Raw genomic sequence first — 15,932 nt, forward strand, 5'->3', positions numbered from 1 at the left:
TTCGTGCCCCTTTTTCGAGCACCGGCGCAGCAGCGGGTCGCGCATGCGCCGGACCCGTTCATTCTAGCGAGCGCCGGACGGGCGCGCGGATCGCTCTCCGGGGAGCGGTGCCGCCGGGGCAGGTCACTCCCGCAGCAGTGCGCGGAGGGTCTGGATCGTGTCGGCATCGGCCGCGGTCTTGTCGGGGCGGTAGTGCTTGACCCGGGCGAAGCGCAGCGCGATCCCGCCGGGGTAGCGCGGAGAGTGCTGCACGCCGTCGATCGCGATCTCGACGACGATCTCGGGGCGCAGGAACACGGCCGCGCCCGTGCGTCGCGTCTCGTACCCGGGGAAGGTCTCCGTCTGCCAGCGCAGCAGCTCGTCGGTGAGGCCCTTGAAGGTCTTCCCGACCATGACGAACTCCCCTGGCTCGCCGAACTCGCCGTCCGGATCCCTCGCGCCGAGATGCAGGTTCGAGAGCCAGCCGCGGCGGCGCCCGGATCCCCATTCCGCACCCAGCACGACGAGGTCGTAGGTGAGTACGGGCTTGACCTTCACCCAGGACTTGCCGCGGCGCCCCGCGGCGTAGGCGGATCCGATCGCCTTGACCACCACGCCCTCGTGCCCGGCGGCCAGCGCCTCCCGGGAGAGGCGCTCGGCGGCCTCGGCGTCCGCGGTGACGATGCCCGGCATGCGCCAGGCGCCGGCCACCCGCTCGAGCTCGGCGAGGCGTTCCGAGAGCGGCTCGTCGAGGAGGTCGCGGCCGTCGACGTGCAGCAGATCGAAGAACCAGGGCCGCAGCACGAGCTCGCGCGAGGCATCGGCGCCGAACCGCGACATGGTCTGCTGGAACGGGCGGGGACCGCCGTCCTCGTCGAGCGACAGCGTCTCGCCGTCGAGGATGAGGTCGCGGGCGGGCAGCCCGCGCACGATCTCGACGATCTCGGGGAGTCGGTGCGTGACATCTGCGAGGCTGCGCGTGAAGATCCGGACGTCATCGCCGTGGCGGTGCACCTGTATGCGTGCGCCGTCGAGCTTGTACTCGACCGAGGCCTCGCCGGTGATCTCCAGCGCGGCGCTCGGAGTCGCGGCGCTCGCCGCGAGCATCGGCAGCACGGGGCGTCCCACGGCGAGCCCCACGGCATCCAGGTCCTCCGGGGTGCCGGTGAGGGCGATGATCGCGGTCGTCCCGAGATCACCGGAGAGCATCGCCGCCCGCCGGACCACGGCGGAGGGGCGGTCGGCGGCGCGGGCGATCGCGTCGAGCAGCACGCCCGCGAGCGCGCCGGTGCGCAGCTCGCCGAGCATCGCGCGCGCGAGGAAGTCCCATTCCTCCGCCGTGGCACGGGCGGCCAGTTCCGCGAGGAGGGCGGAGCGCGCGGCGGCGGATCCGGATCCCGTCACCGCGGCCAGGTCGTCGAGTGCGCGGTCGACGTCGGCGACGGTCAGGGAGGACGTCTCGGCGGGCGTCGCCTGGACCGCGGTGATCCCGCGCCACCCGACGCCGAGTCTGCCCTGCCGCGGCGAGGCGAGGAGAAGGCCGACGAGCGGCGCGAGCTCTTCGGGATCCGCGCTCTGGAGCAGTCGCGCCAGCACCTCGATCTTGGCCAGGCGCGACGAGGTGGCGGCGGCCTCTCCGGTCGCGGTGACGAGCGCGCTGAGCCTCATGACGGCATTGTCGCACCGGGCTCCGACATCGCGGGCCCAGGACGCCGTCGGCGCCGGCGCCGTCTCAGCGTGAGCGCCGGACGAGCGCGAGCAGCGCGCGCCCGTAGGCCTCGGACGGATCCGGGTGCTCGAACCCCATGCGCTCGCCCGCGATCTCGATCTCGACGCGGAAGGCGTCGTCTCGCCGCACGAGGCGGCGGAACGTGCCGCGCAGGAGGTCGCGGAGCTGATCCTCGCGGGGGAGCCAGACCGCGTCGCCCAGCGTCACCGCGTCGAGCGCCCACTCGGTGGTGCCGTTGAACGCGAGGATCGTGCCGGTCGGGGTCCGCCGCGCCTCGATCGTCATCGTGCTGACCGTGTAGGTGTCGGCCTCGGCCTCCAGCTCCACCTCGTCCGGCAGGTCGAGCTGGAAGCGGTCGCCCTCGGCCGGGTGCCAGACCAGGCCCGCGTCACGCAGGGCGAGCGCGAGCTCGCGGGTGATCACGCCGCTCTCCTGGTCATCGTCCGAGACTATTCCCGCGACCGCGTCGGTGGAGCGATGTCCGCGGGGGAGGGCAGGGTGGAGGCATGACGTCGAACGCAGGCACCGCCGGAATCAGGGATCAGGCGCTCGAAGCGCTGCGCGCGCTCGTGGGCCGCCCCGATGCGGTGTTCCACGACGGGCAGTTCGAGGCGATCGAGGCGCTGGTGGCCGACCGCCGCAGGGCGCTCGTCGTGCAGCGGACCGGATGGGGCAAGTCCGCCGTGTACTTCGTCGCGACCCTGCTCCTTCGTCAGGCCGGGGCGGGGCCGACCGTGCTGGTGTCGCCGCTGCTGGCCCTTATGCGCGACCAGATCGCCGCCGCCGAGCGTGCCGGGGTGCGTGCGGTCGCGATCAACTCGACCAACGCGCACGAATGGACCGATGTGCTCGAGCAGCTCGACCGCGACGAGGTCGACGTGCTGCTGGTCTCGCCCGAGCGGCTCAACAACCCCTCTTTCCGCGAGCAGCAGCTGCCCGCCCTCGTGCGCCGGATCGGCATGCTCGTGGTCGACGAGGCGCACTGCATCAGCGACTGGGGGCACGACTTCCGTCCCGACTACCGGCGGCTGCGCGACCTGATCGCGCAGATGCCGTCCGACGTGCCGGTGCTCGCGACCACCGCGACCGCGAACAGCCGGGTGGTGGCCGATGTCGCGGAGCAGCTCGGCACGAGCGGCGCGCACATGGAGGGCGAGCCCTCCGGATCCGGATCCGAGGTGCTCACGATCCGTGGACCTCTGGCGCGGTCGTCATTGCGGCTGGGGGTCCTGCGCCTGCCGGATGCGACGAGCCGGCTCGCCTGGCTGCTCAGCCACCTCGACGACCTTCCGGGATCCGGCATCATCTACACGCTGACGGTGGCCGCCGCCGTTGACACGGCACGGCTGCTGCGCGAACGCGGACACGAGGTCCGCGCCTATACGGGCCAGACGGATCCGGACGAGCGCGCCGAATCCGAGAGCATGCTGAAGCGCAACGAGGTGAAGGCGCTGGTCGCGACGAGCGCACTCGGGATGGGCTTCGACAAACCGGATCTGGGCTTCGTCCTGCACCGGGCGCCCCCTCGTCGCCCGTCGCGTACTACCAGCAGGTCGGTCGCGCGGGGCGCGCGAGCGAGAGCGCCGACGTGCTGTTGCTGCCCGGTGCGGAGGACCGGGACATCTGGCACTACTTCGCGACCGCGTCGATGCCGGACCGGGAGCGCGCCGAGCGCGTGATCGCGGCGCTCGGGGATCAGCCCGTCTCGACGCCGGCGCTCGAGGCGATAGTCGACATCCGGCGCACGCCGCTCGAGCTGCTGCTGAAGGTGCTCGACGTGGACGGCGCGGTGCGGCGCGTGCAGGGCGGGTGGATCGCCACGGGGGAGCCGTGGAGTTACGACGCCGAGCGCTACGGCCGGATCGCGGCGGAGCGCCTCGCCGAGCAGCAGCACATGATCGAGTACGAGCAGACCGGCGGGTGCCGCATGGAGTTCCTGCAGCGCACTCTCGACGATGCGACCGCTGTGCCCTGCGGGCGGTGCGACAACTGCGCGGGCGTCTGGTTCCCGACACAGGTCGGATCCGCGGCGGCGGACGCCGCCACGACGTCGCTCGACCGGGTCGGCGTGCCGATCGAGCCGCGTCGCGCCTGGCCGACCGGGGCGGACCGCCTCGGAGTGCCGGTGAGGGGGCGCATCGACGCGGCGGAGCAGGCGGGTGAGGGCCGCGCGCTCGCGCGGCTCACCGACCTGGGCTGGGGCGGCACGATGCGGGAGCTGTTCGCGGCCGGGGCCGTCGACGGGCCGGTATCCCCGTCGGTGCTCGCGGCCTGCGTGCGGGTGCTGGCCGGGTGGGGCTGGGCGGAGCGCCCGGCCGCGGTCATCGCGATGCCGTCGCGATCGAGGCCCCAGCTCGTCGAGTCGCTGGCGCAGGGGCTCGCGAGCATCGGCCGGCTCCCGTATCTCGGCGCGCTCGGTCTCGCGGACGGCGGGCCGACGGGTGGCCCCGGTGGCAACAGCGTCTTCCGTCTCGCGGGGGTCTGGGACCGCCTCAGCGCGGACGGCATCGATGTCCCCGCGGGTCCCGTGCTCCTCGTGGACGATATGGCCGACAGCCGGTGGACGCTCACCGTCGCCGCCCGTCTCCTCCGCCGCGCGGGTGCGACTGACGTCCTGCCGTTCGTGCTCGCGCTGCGGGGCTGAGGGCCTCGCCGACGGTTCGTCGTTCGGTTCGGGGCGCACCAGCGCGTTTTGGGGCGCGTCACACCGGGATTTCGTGAGGAGACGCGCCCCAAACGGAATGATTGCGCCCCAAACGTGAGTTGCGTGGCCTAGGGGCCGGGCCGGGCCGAAGGAATCGAGGCGGAGATCGAAGGGTCGTATCCCCGAATCTGGATGCGGATCCGAATCCGGATCCAGATGCTGATCCGGATCCAGATGCTGCTCCGGATCCAGGGATACTGCACCGGATCCGGATGCTGACCCGGATCCGGATGCTGCTCCGGACGGTGCTCCCGGTACCTTTACCACCCGGTTTTGGGGCGCGTTCGTGCGGTTTGGGGCGCGTCACCGCGAGATTCGGCGTCGAGACGCGCCCCAAACGGAGCAGACGCGCCCCAAACCGGGCGCGAGGGCCAGCGGCACCCGGCCAGAGGGTCAGCGCACCCGGCCGAAGGCGCGGGCCGGGTGCTCCAGGAGTTCCATGACGCGGCGGAGGAACGATGCGGCGTAGCCGCCGTCGCACACGCGGTGGTCGAAGACCAGCGAGAGCTGCGCGATGCGCCGGGCCACGATCGCGCCGTCGACGACCCACGGGCGCTCGATCATCCGGCCGATGCCGAGGATCGCGACGTCGGGGTGGTTGATGATCGCGGCGGATCCGTCGACGCCCAGGCCGCCGTAGTTGTTGAGCGTGAAGGTCGATCCGCGCAGCCGCTCCGGCGGCATGGATCCGGCACGGGCGGTCGTCGCGAGCTCGCGCAGCGCGGCGTCCAGCTCGTCGACGCTGAGCTCGTGCGCCCGCGGGATCACCGGCACCATGAGACCGCGCTCGGTGTCGGCGGCGACGCCGAGGTTGACGCCGTCGAACGAGAGGATCTCGGTCGCGTCGTCGCTGAGTCGCGAGGCCAGGAGCGGGTGCTCGGCGAGCGCGATCAGCACGAACCGCGCCACGAGGGCCGTGACGGAGGGGGCCTTGCCGCCTTCCGGCGCCATGGCGGCGCGGAGGTTCCAGAGCTCGGTGACGTCGACGTCGACCCAGACCGTGGCCTCGGGGATCTCGGACCGGCTGCGGGTGAGCTTGGCGCTCACGGCCTTGCGCAGCGGCGACATCCGCTCGCGGGAGGCGACGACGAGACCGTCGACGGTTCCCCCGGCGCGCTCAGCGGTCCCGCGCGCTGCCGCGGGAGTGCCGCCCGGGGAGGCGAGCGCGTGCAGCGACATCCCGTCCACCGCCTGGTCGACGGCCGCGCGCAGCACGTCGGCGCGGGTGACGGCGCCGTCGGATCCGGTGGGGTCGATCCGACGCACATCGACGCCGAGATCCCGCGCGAGCCGGCGGACGAGCGGGGAGCGCACCGCGACCGGGCCGTCCTTCGTCTCGCTGCGCTCGCTCAGGAACCCGTCCGGGGACGGGGACGTCGGTGCGGGAGGCTGCTCTGGTGCGGCGTTTCGTCTCGGTCGCGGCGGCGCCGCGTCCTCGCTCAACGACCCCAGGGGCTGGCCGGCCGTGCGGCGCGCGCGGCGGCGACCCGATCCGGCGCGTTCGGACGTGCCGTAGCCGATCAGCACGTTGCCGGAGCCGGATCCCGCACGCTCCTCGGCGCGATAGGCGTCCTTCTCGACGTCGCCGCCCGCGTCCTTCGTCTCGCTGCGCTCGCTCAGGAACCGGTCCGAGCTCGGATCCGCGACCTCGAGCACCGGGGCGCCCACATCGATCGTCTCGCCGGGCTCGCCGTGCAGCGCCAGGACCACGCCCGCGAACGGCGACGGCAGCTCGACGACGCTCTTCGCGGTCTCGACCTCGGCGATGGGCTGGTCGGTGCGGATGGTGTCGCCGACCTGTACCAGCCACTGCACGAGACCGGCCTCGGTGAGGCCCTCGCCGAGGTCGGGCAGGCGGAAGACCTTCGTCGTCGCGGTGGTCATGCTTCTTCTCCGTGCTCGTCGAGCCAGTGCAGCGTGTCGATCGCGTCGAGCACGCGATCGGCGTCGGGCAGGTACCAGTGCTCGAACTTCGGCGGCGCGAACGGGGTGTCGAAGCCGGTGACCTTGCGCACGGGCGCCTCGAGGAACTCGAAGCAGCGCTCGAACACCCTGGACTGGATCTCGCTCGCCACGCTCGCGTAGCCCGGCGCCTCGGCGACGACCACGGCCCGGCCGGTCGATCGCACCGCGGCGGTGATCGTGGCGTCGTCGATCGGGGTGAGGGTGCGCACGTCGATGACCTGCACGCTGCGTCCCTCGGCGGCCGCGATCCCTGCGGCCTCGAGGCACGTCGCCACCGAGGAGCCGTAGGAGATGAGCGTCACGTCGGTGCCCTCGCGGGCGATGCGGGCGGATCCGATCTCGCCGACGATCGACGTGTCGACCTCGCCCTTCGTCCAGTACAGCTTCTTCGGCTCGAGGAAGATCACCGGATCCGGCGACGCGATCGCGGCGCGCAGCAGCGAGTACGCGTCCTGCGGAGTGGACGGGCACACCACGGTCAGCCCCGGTGTGTGCGCGTAGTAGGCCTCGGAGGAGTCGCAGTGGTGCTCGACGCCGCCGATGCCGCCGCCCGTGGGGATGCGGATCACCATCGGCATCGGCAGGGCGCCGCGGGTGCGGTTGCCGAGCTTGGCGACGTGACTGACGACCTGCTCGAACGCGGGCAGGGCGAAGGCGTCGAACTGCATCTCGATCACGGGACGCATGCCGTTCATGGCCATGCCGACGGCGGTGCCGACGATCCCGGACTCGGCGAGCGGCGTGTCGAAGCAGCGGTCCTCGCCATAGCGCTCGGTGAGGCCGTCGGTGATGCGGAACACCCCGCCGAGGGCGCCGACGTCCTCGCCGAAGACGATGACGTCGGAGTCGGCCTCGATCGCGTCGGCGAGCGCGCGGTTGAGCGCCGCCGCCATCGTCATGGTCTGCACGGTCGGCGCCGTCCGGTCCTCGGGGTGCGCGGGGTCCACGCGGACGTCCTCGTGGGCGATGGTCATCGGATGCCTCCTTCGGGAGCGGATGCTTCGTGGGCGGATCCGGAGCGCTCCAGCTCGTCGCGCAGCTGGTGCCACTGCTCCTGCAGCTGCGGCGACCTGGTACTGCGCACGAACCGGAACAGGTCTTCCGGATCGAGGTCGGTGTCGGCGTTGAGAGCATCGCGGAGCGCGGCGGCGATCGTCTCGGCGCCCTCGGCGAGCTCCTGCTCGCGGGCCTCGTCGAGCAGACCGCGCGCGGTGAGAAGCGTGCGCAGGCGCGTCAGCGGATCCTTCTCCGCCCAGGCCTGCACCTCGGCGCGCTCGCGGTAGCGCGTGTCGTCGTCGGCGTTCGTGTGCGCCTGCATCCGATAGGTGTGCGCCTCGACGAGGGTCGGGCCCCCGCCGGCGCGCGCCCTGTCCACGGCCTCGCCGAGCACCGCGAGGAGGGCCGCCACGTCGTTGCCGTCCACGCGCTGGCCCGGCATGCCGTAGCCGATCGCCTTGTGCGCGAGCGAGGGGGCGGCGGTCTGCCGCGAGAGCGGCACCGAGATCGCGAACTCGTTGTTCTGCACGAAGAAGACGACGGGCAGGTGGAACACAGCGGCGAAGTTCAGCGCCTCGTGGAAGTCGCCCTCGCTCGTGGACCCGTCGCCGCACATCGCGAGCACGACCGTGTCCTCGCCGCGGTGCTTCGCGGCCTGCGCGAAGCCGACCGCGTGCAGCAGCTGCGTCGCGAGCGGCGTGGTCTGCGGTGCCACGTGGTGCTCGTGCGGGTCGTAGCCGGAGTGCCAGTCGCCCTTCAGCAGCACCATGGCGTCGGCGGGGGAGACGCCCCGGGCGATCACGGAGACCGAGTCGCGGTACGTCGGGAACAGCCAGTCCTGCGCGCCGAGCACGAGCGAGGCTGCGATCTGGCAGGCCTCCTGGCCGTGCGAGGAGGGGTAGACGGCGAGGCGCCCCTGCCGGACCAGGGCGTTCGCCTGGTCGTTGATCCGGCGCCCTTCGACGAGGCCGCGGTAGGCGCGTCCGAGGAGCTCGTCCTCTGGCATCGGGTAGCCGTCGTCGACGCGGGCGGATCCGGTCTCGTCGATGAGCCGCACGGGCTCGTCGCGGGGGAGCAGATCGCGGGGATCCGTGTCGTGCGCGTGGCTCGTGGCAGGCATGGTGTGCTGCATCGGGTCCGCCTTCCTTGCCGAACGTGATGCCTCCAGTGTGCGTCCGGAAATGCAGTCGTCCAACAAGATCCCGGCGAATCTGGACGATTGCAGAGCAACCACGCCAGAATGATGCAGAGTGTCAATGAATCATGAGCGGGAAGGTGCACGCATGGCGGAGCTGGATGACATCGACCTGGCGATCCTCGACGAACTGCGCCGTGACGCGCGCGTGTCCATGACGGCGATCGCGGAGACCGTGCACATCTCGCGCGCGGGCGCTCATGCCCGCATCAAGAGGCTGACCGATGCCGGGGTCATCACCGGCTACACGGTGCGCACGGATCCGGTGCTGCTCGGCCACCACGCGTCGGCCTACGTCATGCTCGCGCTCGAGCAGCCGGCCTGGCAGGAGGTGCAGGAGCAACTGCAGCGGATCCCCGAGGTCGAGCACATGGCGCTCGTGGGCGGGGACTTCGACGTGATCCTGCTGGTGAGGGCCAGCGATGCGCGAGACCTCCGGCGGATCGTGCTCGAGGACATCCAGGCCATCTCCGCGGTGCGCTCGACCCGCACCACCCTGATCTTCGAGGACTTCGGCCGGAACTGAGGGGGGCCCGGTGAGGGATCCGCGTACCCCGGAAGGGGATCCGCACGGCAGAATGGGTCCATGACGGATGCGGTGATCGAGCGCGAAGTGCTCACCTGGGATGGTTTCGGCGAGGCGATGCGGGATCTGGCCCGCGACATCCTCGAATCGGGCTTCGAGACCGAGGTGGTCGTCGCGATCGCCCGAGGCGGGCTGCTGCCGGCCGGCGCCATCGCGTACGGCCTCGGCGCGAAGAACTGCGGCGCGATCAACGTCGAGTTCTACACGGGTATCGGCACGGTGCTGGACGCTCCGGAGGTGATCCCGCCGGCCCTCGACATGGACTACCTGAACGGCCGTCGCGTGCTGCTCGTCGACGACGTGGCCGACTCCGGTCGCACCCTCGCGCTCGCCGTGGAGCTGCTGCGCGAGAAGGGCGCCGACGTGCGCTCGGTCACGATCTACACGAAGCCCACCACGATCATCCAGCCCGACTACGCGTGGAAGGACACCGATCGCTGGATCGACTTCCCGTGGTCGGCCAAGGGCACGGTCCGCGAGGAGGACCTGGGGCTGCCTCCCACCGCCTGACCCCCTCTCTCTTTCGAGTCGTCCCCGTGAGCGCACCCCATAGCGTGCGCTCACGGGGACGACTCTGTTGTGGGAGGTGCACTTGAGGGGGCGGCGGTGCCGCGCGGGCCATTGACCGCGAGACTGCAACTCCGCGACGAGAATGCGCTTCGCACCCGCTGTCTCGTCGCCCAGATGCAGTCTCGCGGATGGTGCGGCGGGGGTGACTGCGCCGCGAGGGCGGCTGCGTCGCGAGGGGTCAGTCGTCGGGGGGAGCGATGCGCGGGGGCCAGGCCGAGGCGCCGAGCTCGCGGGAGATGTTGCGCGCGGTGTCGCGGAGCGCGTGCAGCACGGCGTCGGACGCGGGGCCGTCGGCCGTGGGGTACACCACGGCGACCGCCGCGACGATGTCGCCGCGGGCATCCGCGACGGGCGAGGCGAGCGACGACTCGCCGAGCACCGCCTCGTCGACCTCGGTCGCGTAGCCGTGCTCGGCGATCGCGGGCAGGGCTGCCGCGAGCACCGCGGGATCCGTGACGGTGTCGCCCGTGAGGCTCGTCAGCGGATCCGCGAACACCGCGCGCTGGAAGCCCAGGTCGTGCGCGAGCAGCACCTTGCCCATGGCCGAGGCGTGCGCCGGCAGCGCCGCCCCCGTCTCCAGCATCTGCGGGCTGTCGTCGGGCCGGAGCGCGTGATGGATCACCAGCACCTCGGCGAAATGCGGGGCGCCGAGCCGCACGGCCATCCCGGTGCGCCGCGCGAGCTCCTGCGTCCAGCGCATCGAGCGCGCCCGCACATCGAGGGAGTCGAGGTAGACGCTGCTGAGCTTCAGCAGCGTGGGGCCGAGCATATACCGCTGTCCGCCGCGCTCCTTCGCGACGAGGCCGTGCTCGCGCAGGGACGACACGATCCCGTGCACGGTCGACGGCGGCAGCTGCAGCGCGGTCGCCAGGTCGGTGATGCCGAGATGGCGGGATCCCTGCAGCAGTTCGAGCACCTTCGCGGCGCGATCGATCGCCTGGATCATCGGTGCTGCTCCCTCCTCGACGACGGCGGCGACGACGGTGCGGATCCGGCCGTCCGATGCCTTGACAATCCGACGGCCTCATCGCATATTCGACATTAACGAAAAGTATTCCGATTCTGGAGTGCTGTCGCCCCCGGCGCAAGAGGCCCCGTCCTCCGTGTCGTGGCACGCCCCCGGAAGGCGGATCCGTCGGGATCCCACGGCTGCGGAGTGCTGCTCGGACGACATCGTGCTGGTGGAACTGCAACAAGGAGGTCGCAGGATGAAGAAGCTCATCAACGCTCCGGAGGACGTGCTCGCAGAGTCGCTGCGCGGGCTCGCGCTCGCGCATCCGGAGCTCGACGTCGACATGGCGAACCGCGTGATCCTGCGCCGGGAGCGCAAGGCCGAGGGCAAGGTCGCGCTGCTGAGCGGCGGCGGCTCCGGTCACGAGCCCCTGCACGGCGGGTTCGTCGGGACGGGCATGCTCGACGCCGCATGCGCAGGAGAGGTCTTCACCTCGCCCACGCCGGACCAGATGCAGGCCGCGACGAAGGCGATCGACCGCGGCGCGGGCGTGCTGCACATCGTGAAGAACTACACCGGCGACGTCATGAACTTCGAGATGGGCGCCGAACTCGCCGCCATGGACGGCATCGAGGTGCGCTCGGTCGTGGTGGACGACGACGTCGCCGTGCAGGATTCGCTCTACACCGCGGGCCGCCGGGGCGTCGGACTCACGGTGCTGCTCGAGAAGATCGTGGGCGCCGCCGCTGAGGAGGGACAGGACCTCGCCGCCGTCGCCGACCTCGCCGCGCGCGTGAACGGCCAGGGGCGGTCCATGGGCATGGCTCTGACCAGCTGCACCGTGCCGGCCGCGGGCAAGCCCACGTTCGACCTGCCAGAGGACCAGATGGAGATCGGCATCGGCATCCACGGGGAGCCCGGCCGGCACCGCGTTCCGCTGGCGCCGGCCAGGGACATCGCGGCGCAGCTCGTCGAGCCGATCCTCGCCGACATGGACTTCACCGGATCCCCGGCGATCGTGATGGTCAACGGCATGGGGGCGTCTCCGCTCATCGAGCTGTACCTCATGTACGGCGAGGTCGCGGCGCTGCTCGAGAAGGCGGGTGTCACGATCGCCCGCAACCTCGTCGGCGACTACATCACGTCGCTGGACATGGCCGGCTGCTCGGTCACCGTGCTCAAGGCCGACGACGAGCTGATCCGGCTCTGGGACGCGCCCGTCGTGACGCCCGGCCTGCGCTGGGGCGCCTGACCCCTGTTGACACCGCTCCCGTCGCAGAAGCTGTCGGAATCCGGATCCGAGAACGGCACCTTTCGCGACGGGAGCATCAGGAACCGACCGAAGGAGAACACCTGCATGTCGAACACCATCCCGCTCGCCGTCCTCGTCGACTGGCTGCACCGCTTCCGCGACGCCGTCGTGACGCAGCGCGACTGGCTCACCGAGCTCGACTCCGCGATCGGCGACGCCGACCACGGCGCGAACATGGCGCGCGGCATGACCGCGGCCGTCGAGAAGGTCGAGCAGACCGCGCCGCAGACGGCGGATGAGCTGTTCAAGACCGTCGGCATGACGCTCGTCTCGACGGTGGGCGGGGCGAGCGGTCCGCTGTACGGCACGTTCTTCCTGCGGATCGGGGCGACGCTCGGCGTTGTGACGGACGTCGAGCCGTCCGCGCTCGCCGCCGGTCTGCGTGCGGGCCTGGAGGGCGTCGTCGCGCGCGGCAAGGCCGAGGCGGGCGACAAGACGCTGTTCGACGCGATCGCGCCGGCCATCGACGCGCTGGATGCGGCGCTGGCCGAGGGGAAGTCTGCGGCGCAGGCGACCGCTGCCGCCGCCGCGGCCGCCGCGGCCGGCCGTGACGCCACGATCGACCTCGTCGCGCGCAAGGGCAGGGCCAGTTATCTCGGCGAGCGCAGCGCCGGGCACATGGATCCGGGATCCGCGTCGGCCACGCTCCTGTTCGAGACGCTCGCCGCGGCCGTCGCGGGCTGAGGCGACGATGAGCGCCGTCGGGATCGTCGCCGTCTCGCACAGCCTGCGCCTCGCCGAGGCCGCACAGGAGCTCGCCGCGCAGATGGTGCCGGGCGGGACCGTGCCGATCGCACTCGCCGCCGGCGCCGGGACGGACGCGGACGGCGCTCCGATCCTCGGCACGGACGCGACGCGCGTGGCCGCGGCGATCGATGAGCTCGCCGAGGCCTGCGACGGGGTGCTCGTGCTGATGGATCTCGGATCCGCGGTGATGAGCGCCGAGTTCGCGCTCGAGCTGCGCTCCAGCGCGGTTCCGGTGCGGCTCGCCTCCGCGCCCTTCGTGGAGGGGCTGCTCGCGGCGTCCGTGACCGCGGCGCAGGGCGCGTCGCTGGACGACGTCGCGGCGGAGGCGAACGGTGCGCTGATCGCGAAGTCGGCGCAGCTGGGAGACGAGCCGCAGGCTCCGGCCGGGTCGGGGGGCCCTGAGCTCGAGGAGAGCGCGCCGGCGTCTGCGGTCTCGCGGCCGGGGGAGGCGTCGCGCACCGTGCGCGTGCGCAACCCCGCGGGCGTGCATGCGCGTCCGGCCGCGATGATCGCGCAGGCCGCGGCGGGAGCGGAGCTGCGGCTGCGGCGACTGCCGGACGGGGATCCGGTCCCCGCGTCGAGCATGATGCGCCTGCTGGCCTTCGGGGCCCGCCCCGGAGATGAGGTGCAGCTGACCGGGGATCCCGCGGCGGTGGAGCGCGTGGCCGCGCTTTTCGAGGACGGCTTCGGCGAGATGGAAGGCCCTCCGTTGGCGCCCGGAACCGTCCCTTCGGGGGGAACCGCCCCGGCGGCGTCCCCGGCGCCCCCGTCCCCCGGATCGACGCTCCGCGGGCTCGGGGTGAGCCCGGGGCGCGCGATCGCGCCCGTTGCGCAGCTCGGCGCGGCGATCCCCGAGCCGTCCGCAGACCGGGTGCCGACCGCCGAACGCGATGCGGAGGCGGCGCGGATCGCGCCCGCCGCGGCCGAAGTGGTGGCGGTCCTGCGCGCGACGGCGGCCGCATCGGATGGCGAGGCCGCGCAGATCCTCGAGGCGACCGCGCTGCTGGCCGCGGATCCGGACTTCGCCGCGGGCGCCGCCGCACGCGTGCGCGCCGATGGCGCGTCCGCCGCCCGCGCGGTGTGGGACGAGGCCGCGGATCAGGAGCAGGTGCTGCGCGGCCTGGGCGGGCGCCTGGCCGAGCGCGCCGTCGACGTGCGGAGCGTGCGCGATCGCATCGTGGCGAGGCTGACCGGGCAGGAGATTCCGGGGGTCCCCGATCGTGCGGATCCGTTCGTCCTCGTCGCGCGGGATCTCGCCCCTGCCGAGACCGCGACGCTGGGCCGCAGCAGGTGCGTGGGGCTCGTGACCGAGGAGGGCGGACCGACCTCGCATACCGCGATCCTGGCCCGCGCGCTGGGCATCCCCGCGGTCGTCGGGGCGGCGGGCGCGGTCGGCATCGAGCCAGGGACGACCGTGCTCGTCGACGGCGAGGCCGGGACCGTGCGTCTCGACCCGCCTGCCGGGGAGGATGTGGCCGCCGTGGCCCAGGTCCCTGCGTTCGACGGCACCGGGCTGCTCGCGGACGGCACGGCGATCCCTCTGCTCGCCAACGTCGGCGGCGCGGCCGATGCGGTCGCCGCGGCCGCGGCCCGCGCACAGGGCATCGGCCTGTTCCGCACGGAGTTCTGCTTCCTCGATCGCGCCGAAGAACCGACGGCCGCCGAACAGGTCGCCGCCTATCGCGGGGTGTTCGCACCGTTCTCGGGGCGCAAGGTGGTCGTGCGCACGCTCGATGCCGGAAGCGACAAGCCGCTTCCCTTCGCGACCGCGGCGGACGAGGAGAATCCGGCGCTCGGGGTGCGCGGCCTGCGCGTCTCCGCGGCGCATCCGGCCCTCCTCGCGCATCAGCTCGCGGCGATCGCCGCGGCGGGCGCGGCCGAGAGCGCACAGCTCGAGGTGATGGCGCCGATGGTCGCGACGGTCGAGGAGGCCCGCGACTTCGCCGGCGCCTGCCGGGAGGCGGGGATCGCGCGGACAGGCATCATGATCGAGACGCCGGCCGCCGCGCTGATGGCTGCGGAGCTCTTCGCCGTGGTCGACTTCGTGAGCCTCGGCACCAACGACCTCACGCAGTACACGATGGCCGCCGACCGCCTGTCGGCTCCGCTGGGCGCGCTCAACGATCCGTGGCAGCCCGCGGTGCTTCGTCTGATCGCCGCCGTGGGGGAGGCGGGGCGCTCCGCGGGCAAGCCCGTGGGCGTGTGCGGCGAGGCGGGCGGCGATCCGGCCCTCGCGCCCGTACTGGTCGGGCTGGGCGTCACGAGCCTGTCGATGACGGTGCGGTCCCTGGACCGGGTGTCCGCACGTCTGCGCACGGTGACGGCCGAAGACTGCCGTCGCGCGGCGGCCGCCGCACTCGGTGCGGCGACGGCCGCCGAGGCGCGCTCATCCGTGGCCGCCGCCCTGGGCTGACGGGAATTTGGTTTCAAAGCGCGCAGATGGCGGCAAATCCGAGGGAAATGGAGCTCTTTGCGCGCCTTGAAACCCCGGTAGCCGTCAGTCGATCGTCAGGACGAAGCCGTCGGGGGCGGGGGCGATCGTCACGTGCGTGAGATCGGCGACGACGGCGTCGGGGGAATAGGCGGCGGATCCCGCGCCCACCCCGATCACGCGCATCCCCGCGGCGCGGGCGGCCTGGATCCCCGCGCCGGAGTCCTCGAAGACGATGCAGTCCGCCGGATCCGCACCGAGCCGGGAAGCGCCGAGCAGGAAGCCCTCCGGATCCGGCTTGGAGGCGCTCACGTGCTCCGCGGTGACGGGGCCGGTCGGCACGCCGAGCTCCGCGGCGCCCATGCGGACGCGCATCAGCCGGTCGTCCGCCGAGGTGACGATCGCGTGCGGGAACGGGGCGAGGGCCTGCAGGAACGCGGCGGCTCCCGGCACCTCGACGACGCCGTCCACATCGCCGCTCTCGCGCTCGAGCATGACGCGGTTCTCGGCGAGGTTCTCCTCGTGCGGGCGGTCCGGGAGCATGATCGCCATGCTCTGGTGGCCCTGGCGGCCGTGCACGACGCTCAGGACGAACTCCGGATCGAGCCCGTGGGGTTCCGCCCACGCCAGCCACAGCCGCTCCACGACGGCGGTCGAGTCGACGAGCGTGCCGTCCATGTCGAGCAGGGCGGCGCTGGCGCGGAAGGTCTGGGTCATGTTCTCAGGGTAGTGGCGGCGCTGCTCCGCGTTCCCCGAGCGCAGGCTC

General features: G+C 72.5%; 12 protein-coding genes and 1 pseudogene. 6 read left to right on the top strand and 7 right to left on the bottom strand.

The features are described from left to right. Positions 1-123: 123 nt before the first annotated feature. Both CQ044_RS06205 and CQ044_RS06210 read right to left on the bottom strand, forming a co-directional pair. Positions 124-1,647 (bottom strand): ATP-dependent DNA ligase, encoded by a 1,524-nt coding sequence (locus CQ044_RS06205; RefSeq protein ID WP_105687661.1) that lies wholly within the window; start codon positions 1,645-1,647, stop codon positions 124-126. Between the two features lie 64 nt (positions 1,648-1,711). Continuing rightward, entirely contained in the window at positions 1,712-2,131 is a 420-nt protein-coding gene (locus CQ044_RS06210) for a pilus assembly protein CpaE (RefSeq protein ID WP_105687662.1), read from the bottom strand. 83 nt (positions 2,132-2,214) lie between these two features. Between CQ044_RS06210 and CQ044_RS06215 the strand changes: the two are divergent. Further along, positions 2,215-4,352: pseudogene (locus tag CQ044_RS06215) on the top strand (RecQ family ATP-dependent DNA helicase). A 453-nt stretch (positions 4,353-4,805) separates the two neighbouring features. Here CQ044_RS06215 and CQ044_RS06220 read toward each other — a convergent pair. From CQ044_RS06220 to pdhA, 3 genes are read right to left on the bottom strand one after another with little or no spacing between them, the layout of a single operon-like run. Next, entirely contained in the window at positions 4,806-6,296 is a 1,491-nt protein-coding gene (locus CQ044_RS06220) for a dihydrolipoamide acetyltransferase family protein (protein ID WP_105687663.1), read from the bottom strand. Then, positions 6,293-7,351, bottom strand: coding sequence for an alpha-ketoacid dehydrogenase subunit beta (locus CQ044_RS06225; RefSeq protein WP_105687664.1), 1,059 nt, complete (start codon positions 7,349-7,351; stop codon positions 6,293-6,295). The genes CQ044_RS06220 and CQ044_RS06225 overlap by 4 nt, the downstream gene beginning before the upstream one ends. Further along, a complete protein-coding gene (gene pdhA / locus CQ044_RS06230; RefSeq protein WP_219844926.1) occupies positions 7,348-8,505 on the bottom strand; it encodes a pyruvate dehydrogenase (acetyl-transferring) E1 component subunit alpha in 1,158 nt (385 codons plus the stop codon). Before pdhA ends, CQ044_RS06225 begins: the two co-directional genes overlap by 4 nt. A 151-nt stretch (positions 8,506-8,656) precedes the next feature. Between pdhA and CQ044_RS06235 the strand changes: the two genes are divergently transcribed. After that, the gene (locus tag CQ044_RS06235; RefSeq protein ID WP_181158196.1) at positions 8,657-9,094 is read left to right on the top strand and encodes an Lrp/AsnC family transcriptional regulator; all 438 of its coding nucleotides are present in this window, start codon (positions 8,657-8,659) and stop codon (positions 9,092-9,094) included. 60 nt (positions 9,095-9,154) lie between these two features. Then, on the top strand, positions 9,155-9,664 hold the full coding sequence (locus CQ044_RS06240; RefSeq protein WP_105687665.1) for a phosphoribosyltransferase: 510 nt from the start codon (positions 9,155-9,157) through the stop codon (positions 9,662-9,664). A 238-nt stretch (positions 9,665-9,902) separates the two neighbouring features. On the opposite strand, the gene CQ044_RS06245 is transcribed toward CQ044_RS06240, so the two are convergent. Then, positions 9,903-10,670, bottom strand: coding sequence for an IclR family transcriptional regulator (locus CQ044_RS06245; RefSeq protein ID WP_045271933.1), 768 nt, complete (start codon positions 10,668-10,670; stop codon positions 9,903-9,905). A gap of 262 nt (positions 10,671-10,932) precedes the next feature. On the opposite strand from CQ044_RS06245, the gene dhaK reads away from it, so the two are divergent. From dhaK to ptsP, 3 genes are all read left to right on the top strand, one after another. After that, entirely contained in the window at positions 10,933-11,928 is a 996-nt protein-coding gene (gene dhaK / locus CQ044_RS06250) for a dihydroxyacetone kinase subunit DhaK (protein ID WP_105687666.1), read from the top strand. 105 nt (positions 11,929-12,033) lie between these two features. Next, entirely contained in the window at positions 12,034-12,672 is a 639-nt protein-coding gene (gene dhaL / locus CQ044_RS06255; RefSeq protein ID WP_105687667.1) for a dihydroxyacetone kinase subunit DhaL, read from the top strand. Between the two features lie 7 nt (positions 12,673-12,679). Further along, the gene (ptsP, locus tag CQ044_RS06260) at positions 12,680-15,148 is read left to right on the top strand and encodes a phosphoenolpyruvate--protein phosphotransferase (RefSeq protein WP_105687668.1); all 2,469 of its coding nucleotides are present in this window, start codon (positions 12,680-12,682) and stop codon (positions 15,146-15,148) included. A gap of 84 nt (positions 15,149-15,232) precedes the next feature. On the opposite strand, the gene CQ044_RS06265 is transcribed toward ptsP, so the two are convergent. Beyond that, positions 15,233-15,883: an HAD-IA family hydrolase gene (locus CQ044_RS06265; protein ID WP_105687669.1), complete on the bottom strand. Its 651-nt coding sequence runs from the start codon at positions 15,881-15,883 to the stop codon at positions 15,233-15,235. Positions 15,884-15,932: the final 49 nt, after the last annotated feature.

Origin of the sequence: Microbacterium sp. MYb64 (assembly GCF_002979495.1) — a bacterium.
GTDB classification, from domain to species: Bacteria; Actinomycetota; Actinomycetes; order Actinomycetales; family Microbacteriaceae; genus Microbacterium; species Microbacterium azadirachtae_A.

Excerpts from the sequence above, each read along its gene's own strand:
- CQ044_RS06205 (WP_105687661.1), bottom strand. The coding sequence starts at position 1,647 with ATGAGGCTCAGCGCGCTCGTCACCGCGACCGGAGAGGCCGCCGCCACC.
- CQ044_RS06220 (WP_105687663.1), bottom strand. The coding sequence starts at position 6,296 with ATGACCACCGCGACGACGAAGGTCTTCCGCCTGCCCGACCTCGGCGAG.
- CQ044_RS06225 (WP_105687664.1), bottom strand. The coding sequence starts at position 7,351 with ATGACCATCGCCCACGAGGACGTCCGCGTGGACCCCGCGCACCCCGAG.
- pdhA (WP_219844926.1), bottom strand. The coding sequence starts at position 8,505 with ATGCAGCACACCATGCCTGCCACGAGCCACGCGCACGACACGGATCCC.
- CQ044_RS06235 (WP_181158196.1), top strand. The coding sequence starts at position 8,657 with ATGGCGGAGCTGGATGACATCGACCTGGCGATCCTCGACGAACTGCGC.
- CQ044_RS06240 (WP_105687665.1), top strand. The coding sequence starts at position 9,155 with ATGACGGATGCGGTGATCGAGCGCGAAGTGCTCACCTGGGATGGTTTC.
- CQ044_RS06245 (WP_045271933.1), bottom strand. The coding sequence starts at position 10,670 with ATGATCCAGGCGATCGATCGCGCCGCGAAGGTGCTCGAACTGCTGCAG.
- dhaK (WP_105687666.1), top strand. The coding sequence starts at position 10,933 with ATGAAGAAGCTCATCAACGCTCCGGAGGACGTGCTCGCAGAGTCGCTG.
- dhaL (WP_105687667.1), top strand. The coding sequence starts at position 12,034 with ATGTCGAACACCATCCCGCTCGCCGTCCTCGTCGACTGGCTGCACCGC.
- ptsP (WP_105687668.1), top strand. The coding sequence starts at position 12,680 with ATGAGCGCCGTCGGGATCGTCGCCGTCTCGCACAGCCTGCGCCTCGCC.
- CQ044_RS06265 (WP_105687669.1), bottom strand. The coding sequence starts at position 15,883 with ATGACCCAGACCTTCCGCGCCAGCGCCGCCCTGCTCGACATGGACGGC.